Origin of the sequence: Granulicella paludicola (genome assembly GCF_025685545.1) — a bacterium.
Classification (GTDB): domain Bacteria; phylum Acidobacteriota; class Terriglobia; order Terriglobales; family Acidobacteriaceae; genus Granulicella; species Granulicella paludicola.
In genome coordinates this window covers 980700-1003300 of the sequence record NZ_JAGSYC010000026.1, presented here as the reverse complement: position 1 = coordinate 1003300, position 22601 = coordinate 980700, and the positions used below count along the sequence as shown (strand labels likewise).

Annotated in this window: 20 protein-coding genes; 12 read left to right on the top strand and 8 right to left on the bottom strand. The window is 60.2% G+C overall.

Annotated features, from left to right (window positions below; translation table 11 throughout):
* Positions 1-201 precede the first annotated feature (201 nt).
* The 3 genes from OHL14_RS19775 to kdsA all read left to right on the top strand — a co-directional run bounded on the left by OHL14_RS19775 (position 202) and on the right by kdsA (position 3735).
* The gene (locus OHL14_RS19775; protein ID WP_263381098.1) at positions 202-1467 is read left to right on the top strand and encodes a lactonase family protein; all 1266 of its coding nucleotides are present in this window, start codon (positions 202-204) and stop codon (positions 1465-1467) included.
* A 123-nt stretch (positions 1468-1590) separates the two neighbouring features.
* Positions 1591-2802, top strand: coding sequence for a lactonase family protein (locus OHL14_RS19770; RefSeq protein WP_263381097.1), 1212 nt, complete (start codon positions 1591-1593; stop codon positions 2800-2802).
* A 96-nt stretch (positions 2803-2898) separates the two neighbouring features.
* The gene (gene kdsA, locus OHL14_RS19765) at positions 2899-3735 is read left to right on the top strand and encodes a 3-deoxy-8-phosphooctulonate synthase (RefSeq protein ID WP_263381096.1); all 837 of its coding nucleotides are present in this window, start codon (positions 2899-2901) and stop codon (positions 3733-3735) included.
* Between the two features lie 250 nt (positions 3736-3985).
* On the opposite strand, the gene OHL14_RS19760 is transcribed toward kdsA, so the two are convergent.
* Both OHL14_RS19760 and OHL14_RS19755 read right to left on the bottom strand, forming a co-directional pair.
* Positions 3986-4519, bottom strand: coding sequence for a DUF2393 domain-containing protein (locus tag OHL14_RS19760; RefSeq protein ID WP_263381095.1), 534 nt, complete (start codon positions 4517-4519; stop codon positions 3986-3988).
* Between the two features lie 82 nt (positions 4520-4601).
* Positions 4602-5366 carry an ATP-binding protein gene (locus tag OHL14_RS19755; protein ID WP_263381094.1) on the bottom strand — a complete coding sequence of 255 codons (765 nt, stop codon included), beginning with the start codon at positions 5364-5366 and terminating at the stop codon, positions 4602-4604.
* Between the two features lie 159 nt (positions 5367-5525).
* Between OHL14_RS19755 and OHL14_RS19750 the strand changes: the two genes are divergently transcribed.
* The 4 genes from OHL14_RS19750 (at position 5526) to OHL14_RS19735 (ending at position 11492) form a co-directional block, all read left to right on the top strand.
* A complete protein-coding gene (locus tag OHL14_RS19750; protein ID WP_263381093.1) occupies positions 5526-6890 on the top strand; it encodes an ethanolamine ammonia-lyase subunit EutB in 1365 nt (454 codons plus the stop codon).
* A gap of 144 nt (positions 6891-7034) precedes the next feature.
* Entirely contained in the window at positions 7035-8690 is a 1656-nt protein-coding gene (locus tag OHL14_RS19745) for a peptide-N4-asparagine amidase (protein ID WP_263381092.1), read from the top strand.
* Between the two features lie 96 nt (positions 8691-8786).
* Complete coding sequence (gene eutC / locus OHL14_RS19740) at positions 8787-9554, top strand: ethanolamine ammonia-lyase subunit EutC (RefSeq protein ID WP_263381091.1); 768 nt, start codon at positions 8787-8789, stop codon at positions 9552-9554.
* A gap of 129 nt (positions 9555-9683) precedes the next feature.
* Complete coding sequence (locus tag OHL14_RS19735; protein ID WP_263381090.1) at positions 9684-11492, top strand: di-heme-cytochrome C peroxidase; 1809 nt, start codon at positions 9684-9686, stop codon at positions 11490-11492.
* A gap of 26 nt (positions 11493-11518) precedes the next feature.
* Here OHL14_RS19735 and OHL14_RS19730 read toward each other — a convergent pair whose 3' ends face one another.
* A complete protein-coding gene (locus tag OHL14_RS19730) occupies positions 11519-12289 on the bottom strand; it encodes an alpha/beta hydrolase (protein WP_263381089.1) in 771 nt (256 codons plus the stop codon).
* 242 nt (positions 12290-12531) lie between these two features.
* Here OHL14_RS19730 and rpmE point away from each other — a divergent pair, with 242 nt between their 5' ends.
* Positions 12532-12777 (top strand): 50S ribosomal protein L31, encoded by a 246-nt coding sequence (rpmE, locus tag OHL14_RS19725; RefSeq protein WP_263381088.1) that lies wholly within the window; start codon positions 12532-12534, stop codon positions 12775-12777.
* 69 nt (positions 12778-12846) lie between these two features.
* Here rpmE and OHL14_RS19720 read toward each other — a convergent pair whose 3' ends face one another.
* Complete coding sequence (locus OHL14_RS19720) at positions 12847-13725, bottom strand: hypothetical protein (RefSeq protein WP_263381087.1); 879 nt, start codon at positions 13723-13725, stop codon at positions 12847-12849.
* A gap of 365 nt (positions 13726-14090) precedes the next feature.
* Here OHL14_RS19720 and OHL14_RS19715 point away from each other — a divergent pair, with 365 nt between their 5' ends.
* Positions 14091-15350, top strand: a complete 1260-nt coding sequence (locus OHL14_RS19715; protein WP_263381086.1) for a tRNA dihydrouridine synthase — start codon at positions 14091-14093, stop codon at positions 15348-15350.
* A gap of 65 nt (positions 15351-15415) precedes the next feature.
* Here OHL14_RS19715 and OHL14_RS19710 read toward each other — a convergent pair whose 3' ends face one another.
* Positions 15416-16276 carry an aldo/keto reductase gene (locus OHL14_RS19710; RefSeq protein ID WP_263381085.1) on the bottom strand — a complete coding sequence of 287 codons (861 nt, stop codon included), beginning with the start codon at positions 16274-16276 and terminating at the stop codon, positions 15416-15418.
* Positions 16277-16386: 110 nt separating this feature from the next.
* Between OHL14_RS19710 and OHL14_RS19705 the strand changes: the two genes are divergently transcribed.
* Positions 16387-17364 carry a formylglycine-generating enzyme family protein gene (locus OHL14_RS19705; RefSeq protein ID WP_263381084.1) on the top strand — a complete coding sequence of 326 codons (978 nt, stop codon included), beginning with the start codon at positions 16387-16389 and terminating at the stop codon, positions 17362-17364.
* Between the two features lie 14 nt (positions 17365-17378).
* On the opposite strand, the gene OHL14_RS19700 is transcribed toward OHL14_RS19705, so the two are convergent.
* From OHL14_RS19700 to OHL14_RS19690, 3 genes are read right to left on the bottom strand one after another with little or no spacing between them, the layout of a single operon-like run.
* Positions 17379-19259, bottom strand: a complete 1881-nt coding sequence (locus OHL14_RS19700; RefSeq protein WP_263381083.1) for a hypothetical protein — start codon at positions 19257-19259, stop codon at positions 17379-17381.
* 39 nt (positions 19260-19298) lie between these two features.
* The gene (locus tag OHL14_RS19695; RefSeq protein WP_263381082.1) at positions 19299-19724 is read right to left on the bottom strand and encodes a GNAT family N-acetyltransferase; all 426 of its coding nucleotides are present in this window, start codon (positions 19722-19724) and stop codon (positions 19299-19301) included.
* 4 nt (positions 19725-19728) lie between these two features.
* Positions 19729-20259, bottom strand: coding sequence for a YfiT family bacillithiol transferase (locus OHL14_RS19690; RefSeq protein ID WP_263381081.1), 531 nt, complete (start codon positions 20257-20259; stop codon positions 19729-19731).
* Positions 20260-20399: 140 nt separating this feature from the next.
* Between OHL14_RS19690 and OHL14_RS19685 the strand changes: the two genes are divergently transcribed.
* Both OHL14_RS19685 and OHL14_RS19680 read left to right on the top strand, forming a co-directional pair.
* A complete protein-coding gene (locus OHL14_RS19685) occupies positions 20400-21296 on the top strand; it encodes a glycoside hydrolase domain-containing protein (RefSeq protein ID WP_263381080.1) in 897 nt (298 codons plus the stop codon).
* Between the two features lie 60 nt (positions 21297-21356).
* On the top strand, positions 21357-22589 hold the full coding sequence (locus OHL14_RS19680; protein ID WP_263381079.1) for a VWA domain-containing protein: 1233 nt from the start codon (positions 21357-21359) through the stop codon (positions 22587-22589).
* Positions 22590-22601: the final 12 nt, after the last annotated feature.

The following is a 22601-nucleotide window of genomic DNA, read 5'->3' as shown; positions in this document are numbered from 1 at the left end:
ACTCGCCGCCCGGTTGAGATACAGCTTGGGCACATGGGAGTGCGAAACCACGCTCTACGGTGGCGGAAACCGCCACTACCTTCTACAATCATGGGAAGGTTTGTACTCCTCTCCGCGCTCCGGCGCTGAATACAAAGACAGGGTTCCCCGTCTCTCACGAACTGGCAACAGTCGGACGAATTCGGGTGATAAAGGAAGCGCATGAAGTTGAGTTTGTTTCGCCGTTTAGCGATGGCTATGTTTGCATCGTTGGCACTTGGACTGGGAATGACGGCTTGTGGCGGCGGCACTATCGGTTACATGTGGGTGCTTGGGCAGCAGTACAACCAGATCGTCGGCTTTAAGATCGACGACTACACGGGTAACCTGACCAACGTGCAGGGATCTCCGTTCGGCAGCAACGGCAACGTGCCGGTGTCGATTGTGGTCAAGCCTGGTGGACGCTATGTGTACGTCATCAACCAGGGCACCTGCCCATCGAGTGGCTGCGGCACGGCAACCAACACCAGCCAGACCGTAGCGCTGTATAGCGTAGGCGGAGACGGCACCCTCACCTTCCAGCAGCAGTATGTAACGCAGGGATACAACTCGATGTGGGCGCAGTTCGACTCCACGGGTACTTACCTCTACGTGCTGGACAAGTACTCCCCAAGCCGCAACACCAATGCGACCGGAGCCACGACCTACACAGGTCCAAACACCGACGGCAACGGCTCGATCACCGTCTTCCTGAGCGATTCGAACACCGGCCGTCTCTCGCTGGTCACCAACGCACAGACGCAGTACAACAGCGTCAACACCCCCTTCTGGGAGGTTGGACCGAAGCCGATCATGATGAAGACGCTCTCGGGCTGCCTCTTCACGGTTAACTCGGGTAACCAGACGATCTCACCCTACGTCTTCGGCACCAGCGGCCAGCTCGGGTTCACGACGACCCAGACCTTCCCGTTGACCACCGGCAATGTGACGTCGATCAACGGCTCCGGCAGCCTGCTGTACCTCACCGATGCGTCGCAGACGCCGGGCGTCATCGTGGGCTACACCGTCGGCAGCAGCTGCGCCCTGACCACCGTCAATGGCGGCAATAAGGCCGACAGCACCGGCACCGCAAACCCGACCTACAGCTTCATCGACAGCACGAACAAGTACCTGTACGTGCTGAACAGCTCGACCACCTCCACGACGTCCACGACGCCCTTCAGCTCGGTTTCGGTCTTCACCATCAACACGACCAACCAGGAGCTGCAGGAGGTCTCTGGATCGCCGTTCACGGTCGGCTCCGGTCCGGTCTGCATGGTGGAAGATCCCACGAACCAGTACCTGTACACGTCGAACCATAACGATGGCACGGTGACCGGCAAGCGGCTTGATCCGAACACCGGCCTGATTACGGTTCTGCCCCGCGGGTCGACATTCACTGCAACGGGAGAAGCGTCCTGCCTGGCCGTCAGCGGAGCGACGATCTAAGCCTTACTCCCTCTCACCGGAGGGTTCGCGCAAGCGGCCCTCCGGTAAGTCTTAATCTTCCGGCTAACTGGCCGGCATTCAAAACAGGGGCTGCCATCGGCGCCCCGATGTAAGGGATCTCCCATGAAGTTCAATACGATGATCCGCACCGGAGTGGCCGCGGTAACCTCATTGGCAGCGGCGCTGGGCATCAGCGCGTGCAGCCGCGACTATACGGCGGCGTACGTTTATTCGATCTCGTCGTCGACTGGCGCCATCTCGGGCTATGGCGTGGACTACCAGAGCGGTATTCTGACGCAGCTGGAAGGTTCGCCCTTCACGACGCAGTTCACTAACCCCGCCACCATCGTTTCGACTCCGAACGGCAAGTTTGTCTACGCGGTTAGCGGCAACCAGCAGTCAGCAGTCGAGCCGTTCTCGGTCGGCACCGACGGCAAGATCTACGGCCTCGCAACGGCAAACCTGCCCACTGGCGATACGTACCCCACCTCCGCTACAGTCGACTCCACCAGTTCGTTCCTCTTCGTGACCTTCCGCTACCAGGCTGCCTATAGCGTGAACGCACCTGGACCTGGCGGCGTCGCAGTCTTCAAGATCAACACCGATGGCACGCTGGCCACTCCGACGAGCTACAACCTTGGTCTCGCGCCGGTAGGCGTCGCCGTTAGCGCCCCTGTCTCCGGCAACGTCTTCGTATACGCCGTGGACCAGGAAGCAACCCAGGGTCAGTTGATCGGCTTCACTCTGAACACTACAAGCGGCGCCTTGACGCTGCTGCCGAACAACACCTGCACCACGACCACCTGCACGGGCACCAAGGTCGGCACCACTCCTAGCGCCCTCGCTATCGATCCGACCGGTCGTTACCTGTACGTGACGGACGAGGCAGCCAATGAAGTCATCGGCTTCTCGATTGGTGCCAGCACAACCGCGGGAGCTCTGACCTCGCTGAACTCCAGCCCCTACACCACGGGCGCCTTTCCTCTGGCGATCACCATCGACCCGCGCGGCAAGTATGTGTACGTAGCGAACTACAACGGCAGCAGCGTCAGCTCGTACTCGTTGACCTCGGCTGACGGTTCGCTTGGCGGCACGGCTTCGGTCGGCAACTTCACCACTCACACCGGCCCGACCTGCATCACGATCGATCCGGCGCTGGGTATCTACCTTTACACCTCCAACCAGCTGGACAGCACGATCGACGGCGGCCAGCTCAGCCCGAACACCGGACAACTGACAGCCATCGCGAACACACCGTTCCCCACCTCGGCCTTGCCTTCGTGCATCACCTCGGTTCCGAACGGAGCTCGCGCTCAGCAGTTGGTCTACCCATAGAAACTAGTCACGACCTCAGCAAGAAGAAGCGCCCAGCCAGAAGCTGGGCGCTTCTTCTTGCGCTCGACTCTCGGCGCCTCAGCTATCCTAGAGATCATGTCTCATCCTCACAGTTTTTCCCTGGGCAACATCACTGCAGGCGACGGTCGTCTCTTTCTCATCGCGGGCCCCTGCGTGCTGGAGTCCGAGCCGCATGCGCGTAAACTCGCCGACGCCATCCAACGCATCACATCCGATTTGGGCGTGCCCTATATCTTCAAGGCCAGCTACGACAAGGCCAACCGCACCTCAATCCATAGCTTCCGCGGCCCCGGCCTGCAGGAGGGCTGCCGCATTCTGCGCGCCATCGGCGAGAGCAATGGCCTGCCCGTGCTGACCGACATCCACACACCCGAACAGAGCGGCGAGGTCTCCGACGCGCTAGGCCCGGTGGCCGCGATGCTGCAGATACCTGCCTTCCTCTGCCGCCAGACCGACCTGCTGATCGCCGCCGCGAAGACCGGTCGCGCCATCAACGTAAAGAAGGGCCAGTTTGTCGCGCCGTGGGACATGAAGCACGCGGTGGAGAAGCTGAAGGACTCCGGCAATCGCAGCGTCTCGCTGACCGAGCGCGGCGCGAGCTTTGGCTACAACAACCTCGTCGTCGACATGCGTTCGCTGCCGATCATGCGTGAACTGGCTCCAGTCATCTTCGATGCCACGCACTCCGTGCAGACGCCCTCGGGCGCTGGCGGTAAGTCCGGTGGACAGCCGGAGTTTATCCCCGTGCTCGCGCGTGCAGCCGTGGCGGCGGGTATCGACGGGATATTCCTTGAGGTCCATGACAACCCCTCCGAGGCGAAATCCGATGGAGCCAATGCGCTGCACCTCGACCTTCTGAGGCCGATGCTGGAAAAGCTGCTGGCGGTACATATGGCAGTGAATAAAGAGTAAAAAAGGCACAAAAAGGGGCCCCCATTTCTGGGGGCCAATCTGCCTTGGTTCTCTCCTTGCGGGAGAGCTTTTTAGGAATCCCATCGGAGGCGGGTTTTCCTAAACTTTAGCGAATAGTAAGAGATCGCAGACCCCCTGGCATTGATCGAGGTCTATTCCAATCCTTGTATCGCTAGTCGGGGAACGCCGCAGGGATACACTTGGATTTACGGTTGGCACGAAGTTTTTTCGCGTGTTCCAAAAGCGGAATCTACCGGGTCGTAACCTGCACAGCCCGCATCCCCGGCGTCTGCTGGTTCCAGTTTTCGCCAATGTTTTCGAAGATCAGCCGGAAGTCTGCTTCACCGCCCGGAGCGAGAGGTGCCGCGCTCATCGGCTCGGTATCCACGTAAGGTTCGCGTGTGCGGATCAGCGTCATCGGAACGGTCTCGATCTGCGGCGGCATCCCCAGATCATTCCCGAAGAGCACCTGGGCGGTCACGCCGGTCACGGTTTTGTCGCCCTTGTTCGCGATATGTCCATCGATGTAGGTGGACTTGCCGCCGATCTGACTGGCAGCCTCACTCATCTGCACATTCGTGACCATGAGGTTATCGCCATAGGCGGACACGGGCAGCAGAGTGTTTGGCGGGGGACCAGAAGGCTTGCGTCCCAGCACCACCAGCACAGCGACCAGCACCACCACAGCTACGGCGGCAATCGCGATCGCCACCGTCGGAATGCTCTTCTCTCTTGCAGGCTCGGAAAACATTCCAGAAGGCGGCGGTGTGGGCGAAGAACTCATGGGGCGATTCTATAGAAGACAGACGAGTGAGGGTAGAGGAGTCGGGAAAGAGCGACGTTGTCTTCTTCGTGCCTTCCTTGGCTCATCCGAATCTTGCGCGCTTTACCTTCTGCCGAAAGTCTTCGCCCTGCATCTCGACGACGACGCACATCTCCTGCAGCCGTGATCGCATGCGCTCGGTGATGCGATCTCCCAGCGTCTCCTCGCGCATCACTGCCTTCGTGCCACGGCCTTCGCCTGTGCCCAGCGGCGGCAGATTCGCATAGTTGGTGGTCAGGATGGTGGTGCGACGGTCGTTGTAACGGGTATTCAAAATATGCGCGACCGTGTCCCACACCCAGTCTGTCGGCTTGGCCGCGCCCAACTCATCGAGCACTAAGACCTCGGCCTCAAACACCGGCGCCAGCACCTCGCGCTCGCTCTGATCCACCTTGCGGTCGTAAGAGTTCTGCACATGCTTCAACAGGTCTCGATAGTCGTAAAACAGCCCATTAGCGCCGCGTTCCGCGATGAGCGACTGCAGAATTCCCACAGCCAGATGCGTCTTTCCCACACCGATCGAACCGGTGAGCAGAAGACCCTTCCCATCCGTCTCCATCGGGTATGCCTTCACGAAGTTTTTCGCTTGGACCAGAGCTGAGCCAAGCGAGCGGTCGGCAGTGGGAAACCGGGTGTCATAGCTTTCGAGAGTGCAGTCGATGTAGCGCTGCGGAATCCGTGCCGCGGCGATCATGCGCTCGCCGCGACGGGATTCCTGGCACACGCACCGTTGCGCAACACGCGCTCCGTCGGCACGCTCCACCACGCGCATCCCGGCACCCTCACAGATCTTGCAGACTTCCGCCATCTGTCTAGTATCGCAGCCTGCGCCTGCATCCTGCACATGTATAAAACCTGCCCCAGGCGAGGAAAGTTCGCGCCCCGGAACGCTCACGCCGGGCCGGAACGGTGAGAGACTCGTCCTTCCGCAATCGACAGACTAAGTTGGGCGAATAAAATCAGGCTCATGCCCTACCGGCACAAAGTCCGCGGCGTCACCCATACCTTCGCGGACCTGCGCACGCTGCTGGCAAAGGCTTCCCCTTTACGCTCCGGCGATCAACTCGCGGGCATCGCGGCAGAGAACGCCGAGCAACATGTGATCGCCCAGATGGCGCTCGCCGACCTGCCGCTGACGACCTTTCTCAACGAGCAGCTCATCCCCTATGAAAGCGACGAGGTCACACGCCTCATCGTCGACAGGCACGATGCAACCGCTTTCTCTCCCATCGCCGGATTTACCGTCGGCGAACTCCGCGACTGGCTGCTATCCAATGCCTCCACCCCGAGGCGTATTGCCGCACTCGCGACCGGTCTCACGCCCGAGATGGTCGCAGCGGTCAGCAAGATCATGCGTGTTCAGGACCTGATCTACGTTGCCAGCAAGGTTTCCGTCGTCACACAGTTCCGTACCACCGTCGGTCTGCGCGGCCACCTCTCGACGCGCCTGCAGCCGAACCATCCCACGGATGACCCCGGCGGTATCGCTGCTTCGATTCTGGATGGCCTGCTGCTCGGCTCTGGCGACGCCGTCATCGGTATCAACCCGGTCAGCGACTCGCCTGCGAGCGTTACCTCGCTGCTGCGCCTCATCGATCACATCCGCCAGCGCTACGAGATCCCCACACAAAACTGCGTGCTCGCGCACATTACGACGCAGATGCAGGCGATGCAACCGGGCCCAGGAAAGGAAGGCGCTCCGCTCGATCTGCTCTTCCAATCCATCGCAGGCACCGAGGCAGCAAACAAGAGCTTTGGCATCGACCTCGCTTTGCTGCGCGAAGGTCACGCGATGGTGCGAGAACTAAATCGCGGGCAACAGAACCTCTATTATTTTGAAACCGGTCAGGGATCTGCTCTCTCGGCCAACGCCCACCACGGTATCGACCAGCAGACGCTCGAAGCGCGCGCCTATGCCGTTGCACGCGCGTTTTCACCCTTCCTCGTCAACACAGTCGTCGGCTTCATCGGGCCTGAGTATTTGTACGACGGCAAGCAGATCCTCCGTGCGGGCCTTGAAGATCACTTCTGCGGCAAATTGCTCGGCCTGCCGATGGGTTGTGACATCTGCTACACCAACCACGCAGAGGCCGACTCCGACGACATGGACGCCCTTCTCACCATGCTCGGTACCGCGGGGATCAACTACATCATGGGCGTGCCCGGCGCAGATGACATTATGCTCAACTACCAGAGCACCAGCTTCCACGACGCGCTCTACCTGCGCCGCCTGCTGGGTTTGCGCCCCGCGCCGGAATTCGAAGCCTGGCTTGCGAGCGATGCTTGCGCCGAACTCAAACGTATCGGTGGACCCGCCATGCTGCTTCCGTGAGATGAAAAGCTGCCTCATTCGAATGTGGTAACTTGTCCGCACATCGTACGACATAATTTTTGCAGCGCGGAGAGGTTCAGGATGAGCGAAGTAGCGCGGTTTCGTGCAGTTATTTTTCAAATAATGATTGCAGGCGGTATCTGTATGCAAGGCATCGCCGCAGCGCAGGTAGTCACTGTACCGACGACGCCGGTAGTCGGTTCGTCCAACCCCGCCACTGCTGAGCCGACAGTCACTCGACCATCAACGAAGCCGTGCACCGTGACGCTGTACAGTAACGAAGCCTTCAACGACTACTCCGCTCATCCGCTCACCTACATGCCACCTGCTGGTTGCCAAGGGCCATGGGCCAAGGTCGTCCTGAGTCTCGATTTCACAGTCACCGCAGGCACCCAGTACGACCGCACGGCCAGCCTCTATCTCGGCAATGCCAACATCTTCTACGGCACCACCGCAGAGCCGCGCTCCGCACTTAGCCCTTCCTGGCACGTTGAGCGCGATGTCACCGACTTGTCTGCCCTGCTCAAGACCGCGCAGACGGGCAACGCGATCATCTACAACATTTACAACAGCACCTATAACGGCGGCATCTACGGCACAGCCACGCTTCAGTTCTATCCGGCAAACATTCTCAATCCACCGGCCGATGCGCCGGATGTCGTGGTCCCTGTCAGCGGCACGAACAGCCCTTACGAGCTGGACGCCACGAGCAGCGTACTTTCGACCACGGTCACACTCCCACGCAATCTCACTAAGGCGTATCTCGATGTCATCGCGCAGAGCCAGTCCGGTGATGAGTTCTGGTATCTCGGGGTTCCTAACGACGTCTCGGGCGAGCTGGAGACCTACGGCGGCACGGCCTTCCGTGAGACGGAGATCACCATTGACGGCAAGCCCGCAGGTATCGCTCCTGTGTCGCCCTGGATTTACACCGGTGGAATAGACCCCTACCTGTGGGAGCCGATCACCGGCGTTGAAACCTTGAACTTCAAGCCCTATCGCGTGGATCTGACCCCCTTTGCCGGACTTCTGAGTGATGGCAGCCCGCATACTGTCGGCATCAGCGTCTACAACGCGAACAGCTACTTCCTCGCGACGGCGAACCTGCTGCTCTATCGAGACAAGCTGCGCGCCCAGACGGGCGGCGACATCTTGCAGAACACTCTGTCGGCTGCTCCCGTGCCGTCGGTTGTAGAAAACCTGACAACCGCGAACGGCGCAGTCACAGGGACGGTAAACGTCGGCTCCAAGCGAACGTTCACGGTAAAGGGTTACGTCAACACGTCTCTCGGTCGAGTGGAGACAACGGTCGAATCGACCGTAAACTTTGACAGCAACCAGACGTTCAACGTCGCGACTTCGGGTATCCCTGAGATCCAATATGTTGCTCAGACGAGCACCGTCGATTCGAAGACCACCACGCAACTGGGCATTCTGGCACAGCAGGTAGCCACGCACTGGTCGTTCCCGCTCACGCTGGACTACACCTTCGAACAGAATACGGACGGCACCTACACGCAGATCGTCACCTCCGACCAGCAGCACCAGACCAGTGAAAGCACCACGATCAATGGCTTCCCTTTGGGCAGTTCAAGCACCGTCGAAGAGGTGAAGAGCGGCGATACGCTGGTCTACAACTCGACACTTTCTGCGGTCAACAAAGTCGGCCCAACCACGAGCTCCGCAAGCTACGTCTCGAAGGACTCCAAGGGCAACTGCTACAGCCGTGCGCTCACCTCAAGCGCTCGGGTGCTCACCTCTGTGCAAGACAACAAGAGCTGCAACGCGAATCGCTGGTAATCATACTGACTCGCTGCAACGGCCGGGCTCAGGCTCGGCCGTTGCAGTTAAGACTCACACTTCATCTACACTTCCCTTGTGCTAGACTCCGACATCTTGCGTGCAGCGACACCCGTGCGCACCTCCGCACGACTGTCGCTCGGCAGCAGCAACATTGCAGTCTCCACGCAGGAACATCTCCGCTTTCAGCTCGACCACGCCTTGGCCCGCGATGCCGTTCACATGCCGCTGGATCATGCGCTGCTCACCCATGACCTTCGCACACGCGGACTAACGCCGGTCCTGCTGAACAGCGCAGCCACCACGCGTGCTGTGTATCTGCGACGCCCCGATCTCGGTCGAAAGCTGCACGCCCAATCTCTGTCCGCCTTGAATGATGTGTCCTCTCAATCCGAACGCACCGGGGAGAAGAGACCTGCCCTTGAATCGCCTCGCCTCCTCATCCTCCTCGCCGACGGACTGAGCTCCCTCGCCCTGGAACATCACGCGCTCCCGCTTCTCGATGCGCTGCTTCCTTTGATTCCCGCGCCATATCCCTTGATCCCCGTCTTACAAAACGCGAGGGTCGCTATCGGCGACGAAGTCGGTTCACTCCTTCACGCAGACCTCACGCTGCTGCTCATCGGCGAGCGCCCCGGTCTCAGCTCGCCAGACTCGCTGGGTGCGTATATCACCTATGCCCCGCAACCAGGTCGCACCGATGCCGAGCGCAACTGCATCTCCAACATCCGTGCCGAAGGCCTCGGCTACAACCAAGCTGCACATCGAATCGCTCATTATGTCGATCAGTCCCTCAAGCTCCGAACCACCGGCATTGCGCTGAAAGACCCCGAGAAAATATCGCAACTCGACAAGGGCGTGTGACGTTTCTCGTCACAGAAAAAGCTCTTCCCTGCCCATAGCGGCGCGGTATGATTACCCGCAACGATTACGCATCAGTATCTGGGCCAGCTTTTTCATTCCCCGCCGACCTTCGGCTGTAAGGAAGCCTTTATGCGGTTGCGCCTGCACTCTGTCGCTGCTCTGCCCCTTCTCGCAATAGCCACCACCGCGCTCACCGGCTGCCGAGACATCAAGATGCTGCTCGACCGCCCCAGTGCGCACCTGCCCGCCTACACGCCGGTGAAGGTCGCTTACTCCGGGCAGAACTGGTCGCAGCAGCAGCGGCAGTGGTTTTATCACACCAGCCAGGGCTCCATTCTGATGCCCTACAAATGGTTCCTCGCGCTGGAACAACCGAAACTTCTTGGCCACGTCGACCGGTTCGCGGATGCCAACTACCTCGCTCGCTTCGGCTTCCTTCCGAACGACGCCGACGCCAGCAATCCGGATAGCCTGCCCGTCGGCTTCGCGCGCGGGAGTGTCACCGATCCCCACACCGGAGCCAGCGAAGACACCATCGGCTTCACCTGCGCCGCCTGCCACACCGGACAACTCAACTACAAGGGTCAGGGCATCCGCATCGATGGAGGCACCGCGACCGCCAACCTCGAATACTTTCAGACCGAGCTGGGCTACGCTGTCGCGTTTACCGACAAGATTCCCTGGCGCTTCAACCGCTTCGCCGAACAGGTGCTGGGCCCGAACGCTACGAGCGAGCAGAAGAAGCAGCTCAAGGAGCAGTTCGACGCCTTCCTGAAGACCGGCCTCGACGAAAGCCAGCTCGCGGCGAAAGACAATCTCTACGTCAACGCCGGAGGCTTCGGCCGCACCGACGCCCTCGCTCGCATCGGGAACTACGTCTTCGGCACCGAGCTCGACAATGCGAACCTCCGCGTCGCCACCGGACCCGTGAAGCTGCCACCCCTCTGGTACACCAGCTGGTTCTCGCGTGTGCAGTACAACAGTTCCATCCAGCAACCGATGACACGCAACATCGGCGAAGCTCTCGGCGTCCGCGCCAGCGTCAACCTCACCGACCCCGCACGGCTCTATCAATCCACCGTCAACGTGAAAAACCTATGGGAGATGGAAAACCAGCTTGCCGGGCCGACGATGTTCGGCGGCTTGCAGCAGCCAGCATGGCCGAGCGAGGTCTTCGGTCCAATCGACCAGCAGAAAGCCCACGCAGGAGCCGCGCTTTACAAGCAGTACTGCGAACGCTGCCATCAGCCCGCGCTGAACTCCGCCGAGATTAGAGACCCAGCACGATGGGAAGACGGTCTCGAAGGCCACAAGTACCTCAAGCTGACGGTCAACCTGCTCGAAGAGATCGGCACCGATCCCCACGAAGCCACGGACTTCGCCACCCGCACCGCCATCACAGGCCCGGCGATGGGCCTCGGCACCGTACCCGCCGCCCCCGGCCTCAACACAGTCACCGTCAAGGTGCGCGACCTCATTTACGACCAGATGAGCCTCACACCCGAGCAGCGCATCGAGTGGAACGGCTATCGCGACGACAACGCCACCGCCAACCTCGGTTACCGCGCCCGCCCACTCGGCGGCATCTGGGCGACGCCGCCGTTCCTGCACAACGGTTCGGTACCGAACCTCTACGAACTGCTGGTCCCTGTCTCTCAGCGCAGCAAGACGTTCTACACCGGCAGCCGCGAGTTCGACCCGGTCAAGGTCGGCTACGACACCGGCAAGTTACCCGGCGGCTTTCTATTCGACACCGCTTCCACCGGCAACTCCAACGCCGGCCACGAGTTCTCGAACACTCCCGGCAAGGGCGTGATCGGCCGAGCCCTCACCGACGAGCAACGCTGGCAGCTCATCGAATACCTGAAGTCGCTCGATGACACGCCGCAGACAGCCGCAAGTTCAACGTCTTCGGCAACAAAACCCGCAGCTTGGTAATTCCGCCTGCAAACCATCGGCCATTGTTACTCAGCACTTACTAACCGCCAATACATAGGGCTGTTTTGAATAGTGTTGTGCCCGAATCCTGGGAGGACGACGTACGAGGCCACACCCGCTCGAAACCGATCGCGAAGTCGATCGGAGCTGGCGCGCGGAATAATCTCGTCATCCCCAGCCACGAGGATATTTGTTGGAGCCATCACCGCAGGTGCATATTTCCCAGACTCATACCGGTCGCGTAACAGCCAGCGAACCGGCAGATAGGGGAACTGGTTCGCTGCAGCATCTGCGAGGCTATCGAAGGGCGTAACCAGAACAAGTCGCTTGAGGGGCCGCTGGCTGGCCACCCAGACGGCTACGCCTGAACCCAGGCTGCGCCCGATCACAACCACGTCAGGATGCTCGACCTTGACGCGATCAAAAAGGGCAAGAGCGTCGGCAAAGATGGCCTTTTCTGATGGCGTTCCAGAACTGCTGTCATAGCCGGGGTACTGGAGTGAGTAGATGGCACTGCGGGGAAAGGCTCTGCTGAGGCCAGGAATCTCCTGTGAAACATCTTCCGCGTTTCCACCGAAGTAAATCACCGCCGACGGCCCGGGTCGGGGGTTCGTCGAGATCGCGACCGTCTGTGTACCCACCTGGAGATTCAGTACCTCGCCAGAGGTTCGATCAGCCATGGGCTGCGGATAGTAGATTAGCGAGCGCTGATAGACGAACAGGGCAACACAGACAACGAAGTAGAGGGTCATCGCCAAAATGACCAAGCCAGAGAGTACCCGGAGCGCGAAATGCATGGGGTTCCTTTAGATGTGCAAATGCCAAGCTGAATACCTCTGATAGTGTCAGCTCAAACGGCCAAAGACAATGGCGTGTCCGCAGAAAGTGGTAAACTAACAAGAGCGCCTATAGCCCCGGGAGACGGGGCCCAAGCCGCAGCGCGTCAGGTACATCGACGTATCGAGTCCCGCGGTTCAACCCGCACAGCGACCGATGCAAGCGAAACCGTTCTGCAGCAGGAGAGCTAGAAAGCAACAACATGCCTAAGACTGGAATTCACCCCGTTTACGAAGACACCACCGTCAAGTGCGCCTGCGGCACCACCTTCCAGACGCGTAGCACCCACAAGGGCGCTATCGTTCTCGAAATCTGCTCCGCCTGCCACCCCTTCTTCACCGGCAAGCAGAAGCTCGTCGACACGGCCGGCCGTATCGATCGCTTCCGCCGCAAGTTCGCCGCGACCGACGCCAAGAAGGCCGAGATCGCTGCCAACTCCTCGAAGTAAATCAGTTCGCACCAAACAGAAAGGCCTCCGCAAGCGCGGAGGCCTTTCTGTTTGCCTGGCTCAACGCCATTAGTACGGCCCGTACGGACCTCTGCGGTAATAGCCGTAAGGCACGTACACCGGCGCTGGATAGTACATCGGCGGAGGCGGCACGATCACCGGGCGTGGCCGATACTGAGGCTGCTGGTTCACATTCACCACCACTTGGGGCGGCTGATTGTAGCTCTGCTGCTGATACTGAGGCTGCGGAGCATACTGAGGCTGATATTGCTGCTGTGGCTGGTACTGCGAAGCATAGGCCTGCTGCACCGGCGGTTCCTGACGCTCGATAGGAGCACGGTAGCTCTGGTATGTCGGCTCATCTTGGGTGATGCGAGATACCAGCGCAGGTGTCCGCACAGCGTTCTCCATCGGCGTTGGAATCCCGAAGTCGTCGATGATCTTCAACGTCAACTGCGTCTCGGGCTTCAGCACCGGCCGCGGCCCACGGCGCGGCAGGTTGATCAGATCGATCGGCCATAGCACCGGAATCAGCCACTCCACCGTGTCCGCCGTCGCATGGCCCTTGCCCAGGATGCGACCGTTCATATCGACCTTGTAGCCCGTCGTTGCGATCACGCGAGCGTTGATCGGCACAATCGTATCTGGCTGCACAATCAGGCGATCGAAGTGGATCTCCATGTAGCCCTTGCCTACAAAGTGGCCGGGATCCTTGAACTCAACGAACCGTCCGGTCAGGTAGCTGCCGTATGGGAACGAGGCGCGCCCATATTTTTCAGTGTGGCTCAGCGTACACATCACGGGATCGCCGATCGCCATGGTCTGCGACGAGATCTTACCTTCGGCAACAGTGCACCCGACGATCGAACCCGCCGGCACAAGCTGGTCTGCAAGCGCAGACATCGGCGCAATCAACAGCAACAACGGAAGCAGAAGTCTAGCTCGCATGGTCCCTCCGGGAGACTCGGTAAGTATTGCCGTGGAGGAATAGCGGCACTCAACGTCCAAGCGACGCTCGGTGCCTTCTCGACGAGCCAAGGCACCAACGATTGACGAAGATCATCAGCATACCCAGTTCTTCGCCGTCGTCAACGCAAAAAAAACGCGTCGCGAACGTCTGAAGACCGGAAAGGAACAAAGCCAAACGATTGCAAACAGTCCTAGAGGAATACGTCGGCATAAACACGGCTCAGCATGAGAGGTTTCGCGAAAATCCAAATTATTTTGCAGAAACGTTAGAATAGACAGAGCGCCGCCGACCGTTATCGCGCTAACCCTTTGAACAGAAAGCCCTGTAGCTCCGCAATCACCCTATGGACAAGCAATGGACATCCACGCTCGAACGCCCGCTCAGCCCGGAGGCCAGCGTCCCCGCTGAACTTCACATCGGCGGCGTCCGCATCGCGCCCGCGACTGTCCTCGCCCCCATGGCCGGCGTCACCGACACCGTCTTCCGCCGGTTCATCAAGAACGCCAGCATGTACGCTGCGGACAAGACCGCCAGTGACGTCGACAGCACCACAACCAACGAGACCTCCGGCTGCGGCCTCATCATGACGGAGTTCACCTCCGCCGATGGCCTTTCCCGCATGCGCGAGACCAAGCGCAAGCGCTACCTCACCTATTACGAGGACGAGCACCCGATCTCCGCGCAGATCTTCGGCTCCAACCCGGACACGCTCGCCGACTCCGCGCGCATCATTCAGGACTGGGGCTTCGATCTCGTCGACCTCAACCTCGGCTGCCCGGCTAAGCGCGTCGTCGCCTGTAATGGCGGGAGCGGTCTGTTGCGCGATCTCCCCAAGATCAAGACGATCTTCGAAGCCGTCCGTAAATCCGTCACGATTCCCTTCACCGTCAAGTTCCGCATGGGCTGGAACGACAGCAACATCGTCTGCGTCGAATTGGCCAAGATGGCTGAGGACTGCGGCCTGAACGCCGTCGCTCTGCACGCACGCACCCGCGAGCAGGGTTACGCCGGCGAGGCTCGCTGGGAGTGGATCGCCGCTGTGAAAGATGCCGTCAGCATCCCCGTCATCGGCAATGGAGACATCCGGACCCCGGAAGACGCCGCCGCCATGGTCGAAGCGACACGCTGCGACGCGGTGATGATCGGCCGTGCTGCACCCGCGAACCCTTGGATCTTCCGCCAGATCGCACAGCATACGGCCAGCAAGCATGCCACCGGTGTCGGAACCTACGACAAGCCAACAGACATGGACCGGTACCGCATGATCCGCGATTACTTCGAGCGCCTTCTGCACGAGGTAGCCGAGCACCCCGGCTTCGAAGGTGCCGCCGAAACCGACGCAGAAAAACGCCTCAAGCGCGATCACGAATCCGCTCAGCGCGATGCCATTGGCCGCATGAAGCAGTTCGCCAGCTGGTTTACCCACGGCGTTCCCGGCGGTGCCACGCTCCGCCGCCAGATCTTCGACGCCAAACGCGGCGCCGACGTCATGGGTCGTATCGAGGAGTTCTTCACCACTCGGCACGACAATGAGCCCACGGACCGCTACGCTGTCCTCGAACCTGACGAAGAACTTGCTGCGACGCCCGCAAGCTGGGGCTGAAAGATCTGCATCTGGAACAAGAAAGGCCGCCATCACATGGCGGCCTTTTTCGTGATGCCTGACAGCTATTTTGCTGCCTTCTCCAGCTCCTGAATCTCGTCTTCGGTCAGCGTAATATCCGCAGCCTTCAAATTCTCCTCCAGATGCTCAATCGACGACGTGCCCGGAATCGGCAGGATGACCGGCGAGCGGTGCAGCAGCCATGCCAGCGAAAGCTGCGAAGTCGTCGCATTGTGGTTCTTCGCAATCGTATCCAGCTTGCCGCCCGGAGCCGCCAGCTTGCCGGACGCCACCGGATACCAGGGAATGAACGCGATGCCTTCCTTCTCGCAGTAGTCCAGCACCGCCTCGCTCTTTCGTGTGGACAGGTTGTATTCGTTCTGCACGCTCACCACATCGACGAACTTGCGCACCTGCTCGATCTGCTCCACCGTCACTTCGCTCAGACCGATGAAACGAATCTTCCCTGCTTTCTGGAAGTCTTTGATAGGCTTCAGCGACTCTTCCACCGGCACCTTCGCATCAATGCGATGCAGCTGCCATAGATCGATCTTGTCAGTCTGCAGCCAACGCAGGCTCATCTCCACCTGCTGCGCCAGATACTCCGGTCGCCCCACAGGTAGCCACTTGTTCGGCCCTTGTCGCGTCAATCCAGCCTTCGTTGCGATCACCGTACCTTTGCTGTACGGAGCCAAAGCTTCACCAATCAAGCGCTCGCTCACGGCTGGACCATAGCTGTCAGCCGTGTCGATAAAATTTACACCCAACTCGACCGCACGCCGCAGAACCTTCTTTGCTGCCTCGCGATCCTTGGGCTCGCCCCAGATGCCTTCGCCCGTAATGCGCATCGCGCCATATCCGAGCCGGTTGATCTCCAGTTCGCCGCCCAGCTTGAATGTCTTCGAAACTTCCGTCGTAGTTGCCATGATTCAAGAATCTCCTCGCCTCAGTTGGATGCACGCTCTGACCGGGACGACTCCCATCCGCTTCCATGCGCTCCAAGTCGCGGCGCCAACGCGCTAAGCTAAAAGTCGTGATGAAATCGATCTCCGAACAAGCAGTGATCAAGAAAGACGGCAGCTGCTGCACACCCTCCGCTGACCGATCCGTAACGAGCGCGGTCGCCTCACCGCTCGCGACAAAGGAGATTTCATCCGGGATCCTCGAGCGCATGGTGCTGCTGCCCGGCGGCCGTTTCCTCATGGGCACCGACTCCCCCGACGCCTTCCCGCTCGACGGTGAAGGCCCTGTTCGCGAGGTCACCGTTGCTCCTTTCGCGCTCGAACGCTATCCCGTCACCAACGAACTCTTCGCGCGCTTCGTCACCGCTACCGGGTACAAGACAGAAGCTGAAATCTACGGCTGGTCCTTCGTCTTCTGGAAACACATCTCCCGTTCCCGCTATCCCGAACTCGTAGAAGACACCGTTGCGCAGGCACCGTGGTGGTGCAAGGTGCCCGGTGCGAAATGGGATGCACCCGAGGGTCCCGGCTCCAACATCGCGCAGCGTGCCAACTACCCCGTCGTACACGTCTCCTGGAACGATGCCAATGCCTACACAGCGTGGACAGGCCAGCGCCTGCCGACCGAAGCCGAGTGGGAGTACGCCGCGCGCGGAGGTCTAGTGCAGAAACTGTATCCCTGGGGAGACAAACTTCGGCCCGAAGGCAAGCACCTCTGCAACATCTGGCAGGGCGAGTTCCCCAACAACGACACCGCCGACGACGGCTACGCAGGCACTTGCCCCGTTGACGCCTTCCCGCCGAACGGCTTCGGCCTTTACTCCATCACCGGCAACGCATGGGAGTGGTGCGCGGACTGGTTCAGCACCGACTTCCACAAGACCGCCGATGGCCTCAACCCGCAAGGCCCACCCACAGGTACCAATCGCGTCGTCAAGGGTGGCTCGTTCCTCTGCCACAAGTCCTACTGCAACCGCTACCGCGTCGCCGCCCGCAGTTCTAACACACCGGATAGCTCAACCTCGAACACCGGCTTTCGCTGCGCTCTCTAACTCTCGCCGCAGCGTTAGGCGGTACCGCCACTCCTGCGCCACACCACGCGAATTTGCTGCCGCCAGCGTTCATCGAGTGCCAGCAGATGCCACTCCACCTTCGGCGATAGATAGCGCAGCACAGTCTCTGTCGCCGGATGAATATGCAGTGCAGGTGCGACCAGGTAAAGCCTTGGTGGCAGCGGCGACAGCTCGACGCCACGGAAGTATCCATGCTGCTGGAACTCCCCCATTCCTGTTAAGCCATCCACAGCCTGCAAATGGTGATGCCGCACGCGCACCCAGTAATCCAGACCCTGCAGGGCAAAATGCAGGTCCTCCTCCACCTTCAGCTCGATCACCGCGAGCCGACCATCCGCCGTCACCCCCAGCAGATCGAGCAGTCCTCGATCACTCGCACCTGCAATCGCTGGCACCTGCGCGTACACATGCCGCGGATCAAGCCGAGGGATAACGCGACTTGCAGCCGACTCATAACCGAGTGAAACCTCCGATGCTTCATCGGCGCGGTTGCCGATCGTGTCAGGGTCTCTCTCATTTGCAAACGCGCCCCCATCACGTGAAGCCGGAGAAACGACATTCGGCGCCAGGCTTCGCGTCAGAGGCGACAAATCCTTTCGCAGCACCGACTCCAGCCACCTCTCCGGAGCCGCGCGATACAGTGGATCCTTCGTCGTACTCCCTCGCTGCGAACGCTCCACCGTGCCCACGTTCATGCGCGAATGCGCCGCCGTCGTCGCAGCCGCTGAGCCGATCCTTCGCATCGGCGAAGTTCCACGCCTTCCAAAATCCACGGTCGGTACCGCCGTTCTTCGTCGCGCGAACAGCTCTGCAATCCTCTCCATTAGCTCCACGCGATTCTCCTTTATTAGTGGAGTTTCACTCGCGCCCACACCGACCGTAATCTCCAGCGTCTGCGCAAAGCTGTTCGGAGCCAACCCGATCCGCGCCCGCGCAAACTCCAGTCCATGCAGCAGGAACGCCAGCTCCGCCGTGCTGCGCAACCGCTGCTCTACACGCTCCTCTTCGCCAGCAGGCAGCAGTGCCATCACCTCAGCTATCGCCGTAGAAAACCTCTCCGCAGCTGCCGTCTCATCGGGATGATGCACTAGCCGGGTGCGCAGATTCCCCTGGTCCGCAGCATCGCGCTCTTCCATCTCCTCGCTAAGCGGATCGAGTTCCCACAGCTCCCACTGCGCCGCGTCATGGTTCATCCACGCCAGCCGAGACAGCGTCAGCGTCGCCATTCCCCGCGGCATTACCAGCTTCAAGCCCTGATACAACCGACGTCCCGCTGACTGCTCGCGACAAGCATCGAGCCACAACACCCCTGCCGTCAGCACGCCATCCGTCGTGACGGGTGTCTCTTCCTCGTTCACCCCAACGACCGCCCACGCCTGCTTGCCCCTCACCAGCGACCCCCGCGCATACGCCGGACCAAAACTCTTATGCAGATCCATCGATGTGCGAAACCCCTCAGGCTTCCACTCATCGAACATCCGCTCCAGCGCACGCACCAGAACCTTCACATATCGCTCGCGAGCACCTTCCCGCGTCGTCGTTGCTCTTCTGCTCTTCTCAGGTGCCACTTCCAGCAGACTGGGCTGTGTCTGTCCAAACCGCTGTGTAGCCAGTCGCAACACACCGCCTCGCTCCACCGTCGAAACGACGCGACGCACCAGATTCCGCTGCTCGCTCCATAGGTGCAGCGTGCAGCGTCCATGTTCTGTTTTGATGGAATGCTTCGCACTGCTCAGCTCGAAGAGCACCTTTCCGTCTTCAAGCACGGCGCACCCTTCGTATCTTTCGAAGAATGCAACCAACACAGCAGCGATCTGCTCAGGCGTTTGCGGAGGCACAAAATTTTCCGCGGAAGAAGCTCGGGGCGGGGTCATAGCCGAAAGACTAGCACCCACCACACCTCGGCAACAGAACTACTTCAGCGGCAGATGAAAATGAAAGCTCGAGATCCGCATCCCCTCGCGGAAGTAGAACGCGTGAGCCTCGCGTCGATGAGTCCCCGAATCGAGCGAAAACGTTTCGCACCCGCGCTCCTTCGCAAACGCAATCAACCAGTCAAGCATCGTCTTGCCATGCCCCTTCGATCGATGCGCATCACTCGTCACGAGGTCATCCACATACAACGTCAGCCCCGATGCCAGCGTGTTCTGTACACGAAACCCCGCAGCCGTCACAACCTCGCCTCCGTCGCGCAGCAACGCCAGCAGAAATCCTTCGCGCTGTTGTTGCTGCACACGCGCCACAAGCTCCTCGGCACTCTGCAGATCCGGCCTCAACTGCCGCATCACCTCGTAACTACCAGCTATGTCCTTCGCTTCCGTGGCTAAAACGATGCTCATGGCCTTACCAGCCCTTCGCAGCGCGCAGCTGTGTAATGTGCGCCACATGATGCTGCGAATGCCACGCATACATCAGCACCGCTGACTCAATCGTCGACAGCCCGCGCTCTGAGTGGTTGTACTGCCGCTGCCATTGCTCTTCCTTTAGCCCTTGCAGCATCATCACCATCCGCGCATGAACCGCCTTCAGCAACGCCACCGACCACTCCGTCGGCGCCCCTGAATCCGGCAACGTCGCGAACGCACCTTCGTCATACCCCGGCACCATCGGCGTGTCTTCTGTCAGCGTGCGCCGGATGCGATGGAATGCGGTCATGTGCGAGTCCCCCACGTGATGAACCACCTGCCTCACCGTCCATCCACCCTCGCGATACGCCGTGTCCAACTGCTCTTCATCCAGGCCGTCCACAGCCTTGTTCAACAACTCCGGCATGGTGGCGAGCGCTCCTATCGCCTTCAGGCGATCCAGCCTGGTAACCGTCTCCGGCGGCGTATGCTGGCCAATGGGGTAGCGCGGATCAGGTGTCTCAGGCATATCGGTCACTGTCGCTCTCTCTTTCGCATCGAAACTTGTTGAACTGTAGCTGCCGAAATTGTAGTTGAGCTGCTCTCCCAATCGTCCACGTAAAATCGCTACATCGCGCCTGACCTTCAGGCTCGGGAGGAACCTCCGCAATGCATCGCCAGTCCGCGTACCTCTCGCTCTCGATAGCCCTCCTGCTCCCGATCCTGTGCGGCTGCTCGCGCTCTACCGCTACACCCACGCAACAGCCAACCACTGCGGCGGCGGCGCCACAGCATATCGGCTTCGATCGCAACGATTACCCCGGCGATGCCGCCATGGCCGCGCTTCACCGCACCTTCGCCTTCACCGGCTACTGGATCACCCCGCCGCCCGAAGAGACTACCAACACCTGGGCAGGCAAGCGCAAGCATCTTCTAACGCAGGGCTGGGGATTTCTCGTCCTCGCCAACGGCCGTCTCGACAAAGAGATTCTCGCCGCGAAGAAATCCGGCACCTCGCCCGAACAACTCGCGAAGAAGGACGCCGCCCTCGCGGTCTCCGCCGCGCAGAAGGAGGACTTCCCCGCACACACCATCCTCTTTCTCGATCAGGAAGAAGGTGGCCGTCTGCTTCCTGAACAAGCCGCCTACCTGCTCGCATGGACCGAAGCCGTCTCCGCCAGCAACTACCGCGCCGGCGTTTACGCAAGTGGCCAGCCCGTTCCGGACGGCACTTCACCTGATGGCAAGCCGCAGACCATCACCACCATCGACGACATTCGCCAGCAGGTAAAGGCCAAGACCCTGCACGAGATCGCCATGTTCGACGCACAGGACAGCTGCCCACCCGCCCCCGGGTGCAGCCTCCATCCCAACAAACCACTCAGCGCCTCCGGCGAAATGAACCTCACCGCCTGGCAATACGCGCAGTCGCCGCGCCGCCCGGAGATCACCCAGTCCTGCGCCGCCACCTACGCCGCGGACGGTAATTGCTACGCCCCCGGATTCTCAGACCTCTTTATGGATCTCGACTCAGCAGATAGCGACGACCCCTCGCACGGCCGCTGACCATTCCCAATCATGCGAGTCTAACGGGCGATGCTCTACAAACTTAGGCCACTTCGGCTCTTGTTTACGGCTCTTGCCGCCGGGTTCCTCACTGCGAGCATCGCTCAGACGCCAGCAACCTCCTCACAGCAGAGACTAACGGTGAACTCAACGCTGGTATATGTACCGGCATTGGTGCGCGACCGCACTGGCGAACCCGTTTATAACCTCACAGCAGACGACTTCACACTTACGGATGACGGCGTCCCACAGAAAATAACGCTACAACCGGACAACGGAGATGCGCCGATCGCGATCGTCGTTTTAGTCGAATGCGGAGCTGCGCAAGCTGCCGCAGGTTGGCATCCCGCGTCGCGCGGTGAACCAGAGAATCGTCTCCATGCCCTGCCTGCTTTCGTGCAGCAAATCATCGGGAACGTGCCGCATCACGTAGCAGTCGTCGGCTTCGACAGCTCCCCAACGCTGTTGCAAGGGTTTACGTCGAATGAGCACGCTGTAAATGACGCTATTGACGACTTCACGGCCCAGAATGACGGAGATGATGGAGCCGCAATTCTTGATAGCATCGGATTCGCCGTCGATCTTCTGCGTTCGCAGCCACCGGGCTACCGCCGCGCCATCCTGCTCATCAGCGAAACAAACGATAGTGGCAGCAAGCTTCCCTTAGCGGATGCGCTACGAGCGATCACGAATACCAACACCACCATCTTTAGCGCGACGTATTCCACGGGCAAGTCTAGAACCTCGCAGTACGCACACCGCATGCTCCCCACCAAAAGCACACAGACCAAGCGAAATACCAGTCTCTCCGACCATGTCTATGCCGAAGCCACTCCACCAGAGAGTCCTGCCGAAGCTGTGCTTCACGCAATGATGACCCTGGTGACGCTGGAAAACGCCGAGCCTAATCCTGCTGGCGGCTGCATCAGCAAGCAGAGCGATCCAGGTTCAAGCGCGGGATCACACGCATATGACTGCGTAGCACAGCTTCTCCCTCCACTCGCACTGGCACGGATGGCCGCCATAGCCGCCACCGATGGTCTGCACCGCAATATTCCCGAAACAATTGCAAAGCTCACGGGTGGGGAGTCTTTCACATTCAATAACGAGCGCTCGCTCGAACAGGCTCTGGTCGCAATGTCGAATCACCTGCCAAATCGCTATGCGCTCAGCTTTCAGCCGCAGATGCCGCACGCCGGCCCTCATGCTTTGCAGCTGATGATACCGGGGAACAAAGCTCTGAACATTCAGGCACGCACCGCATACTGGGCAGACCCGGCAGATGCGAAGTAGGCATACAATCGA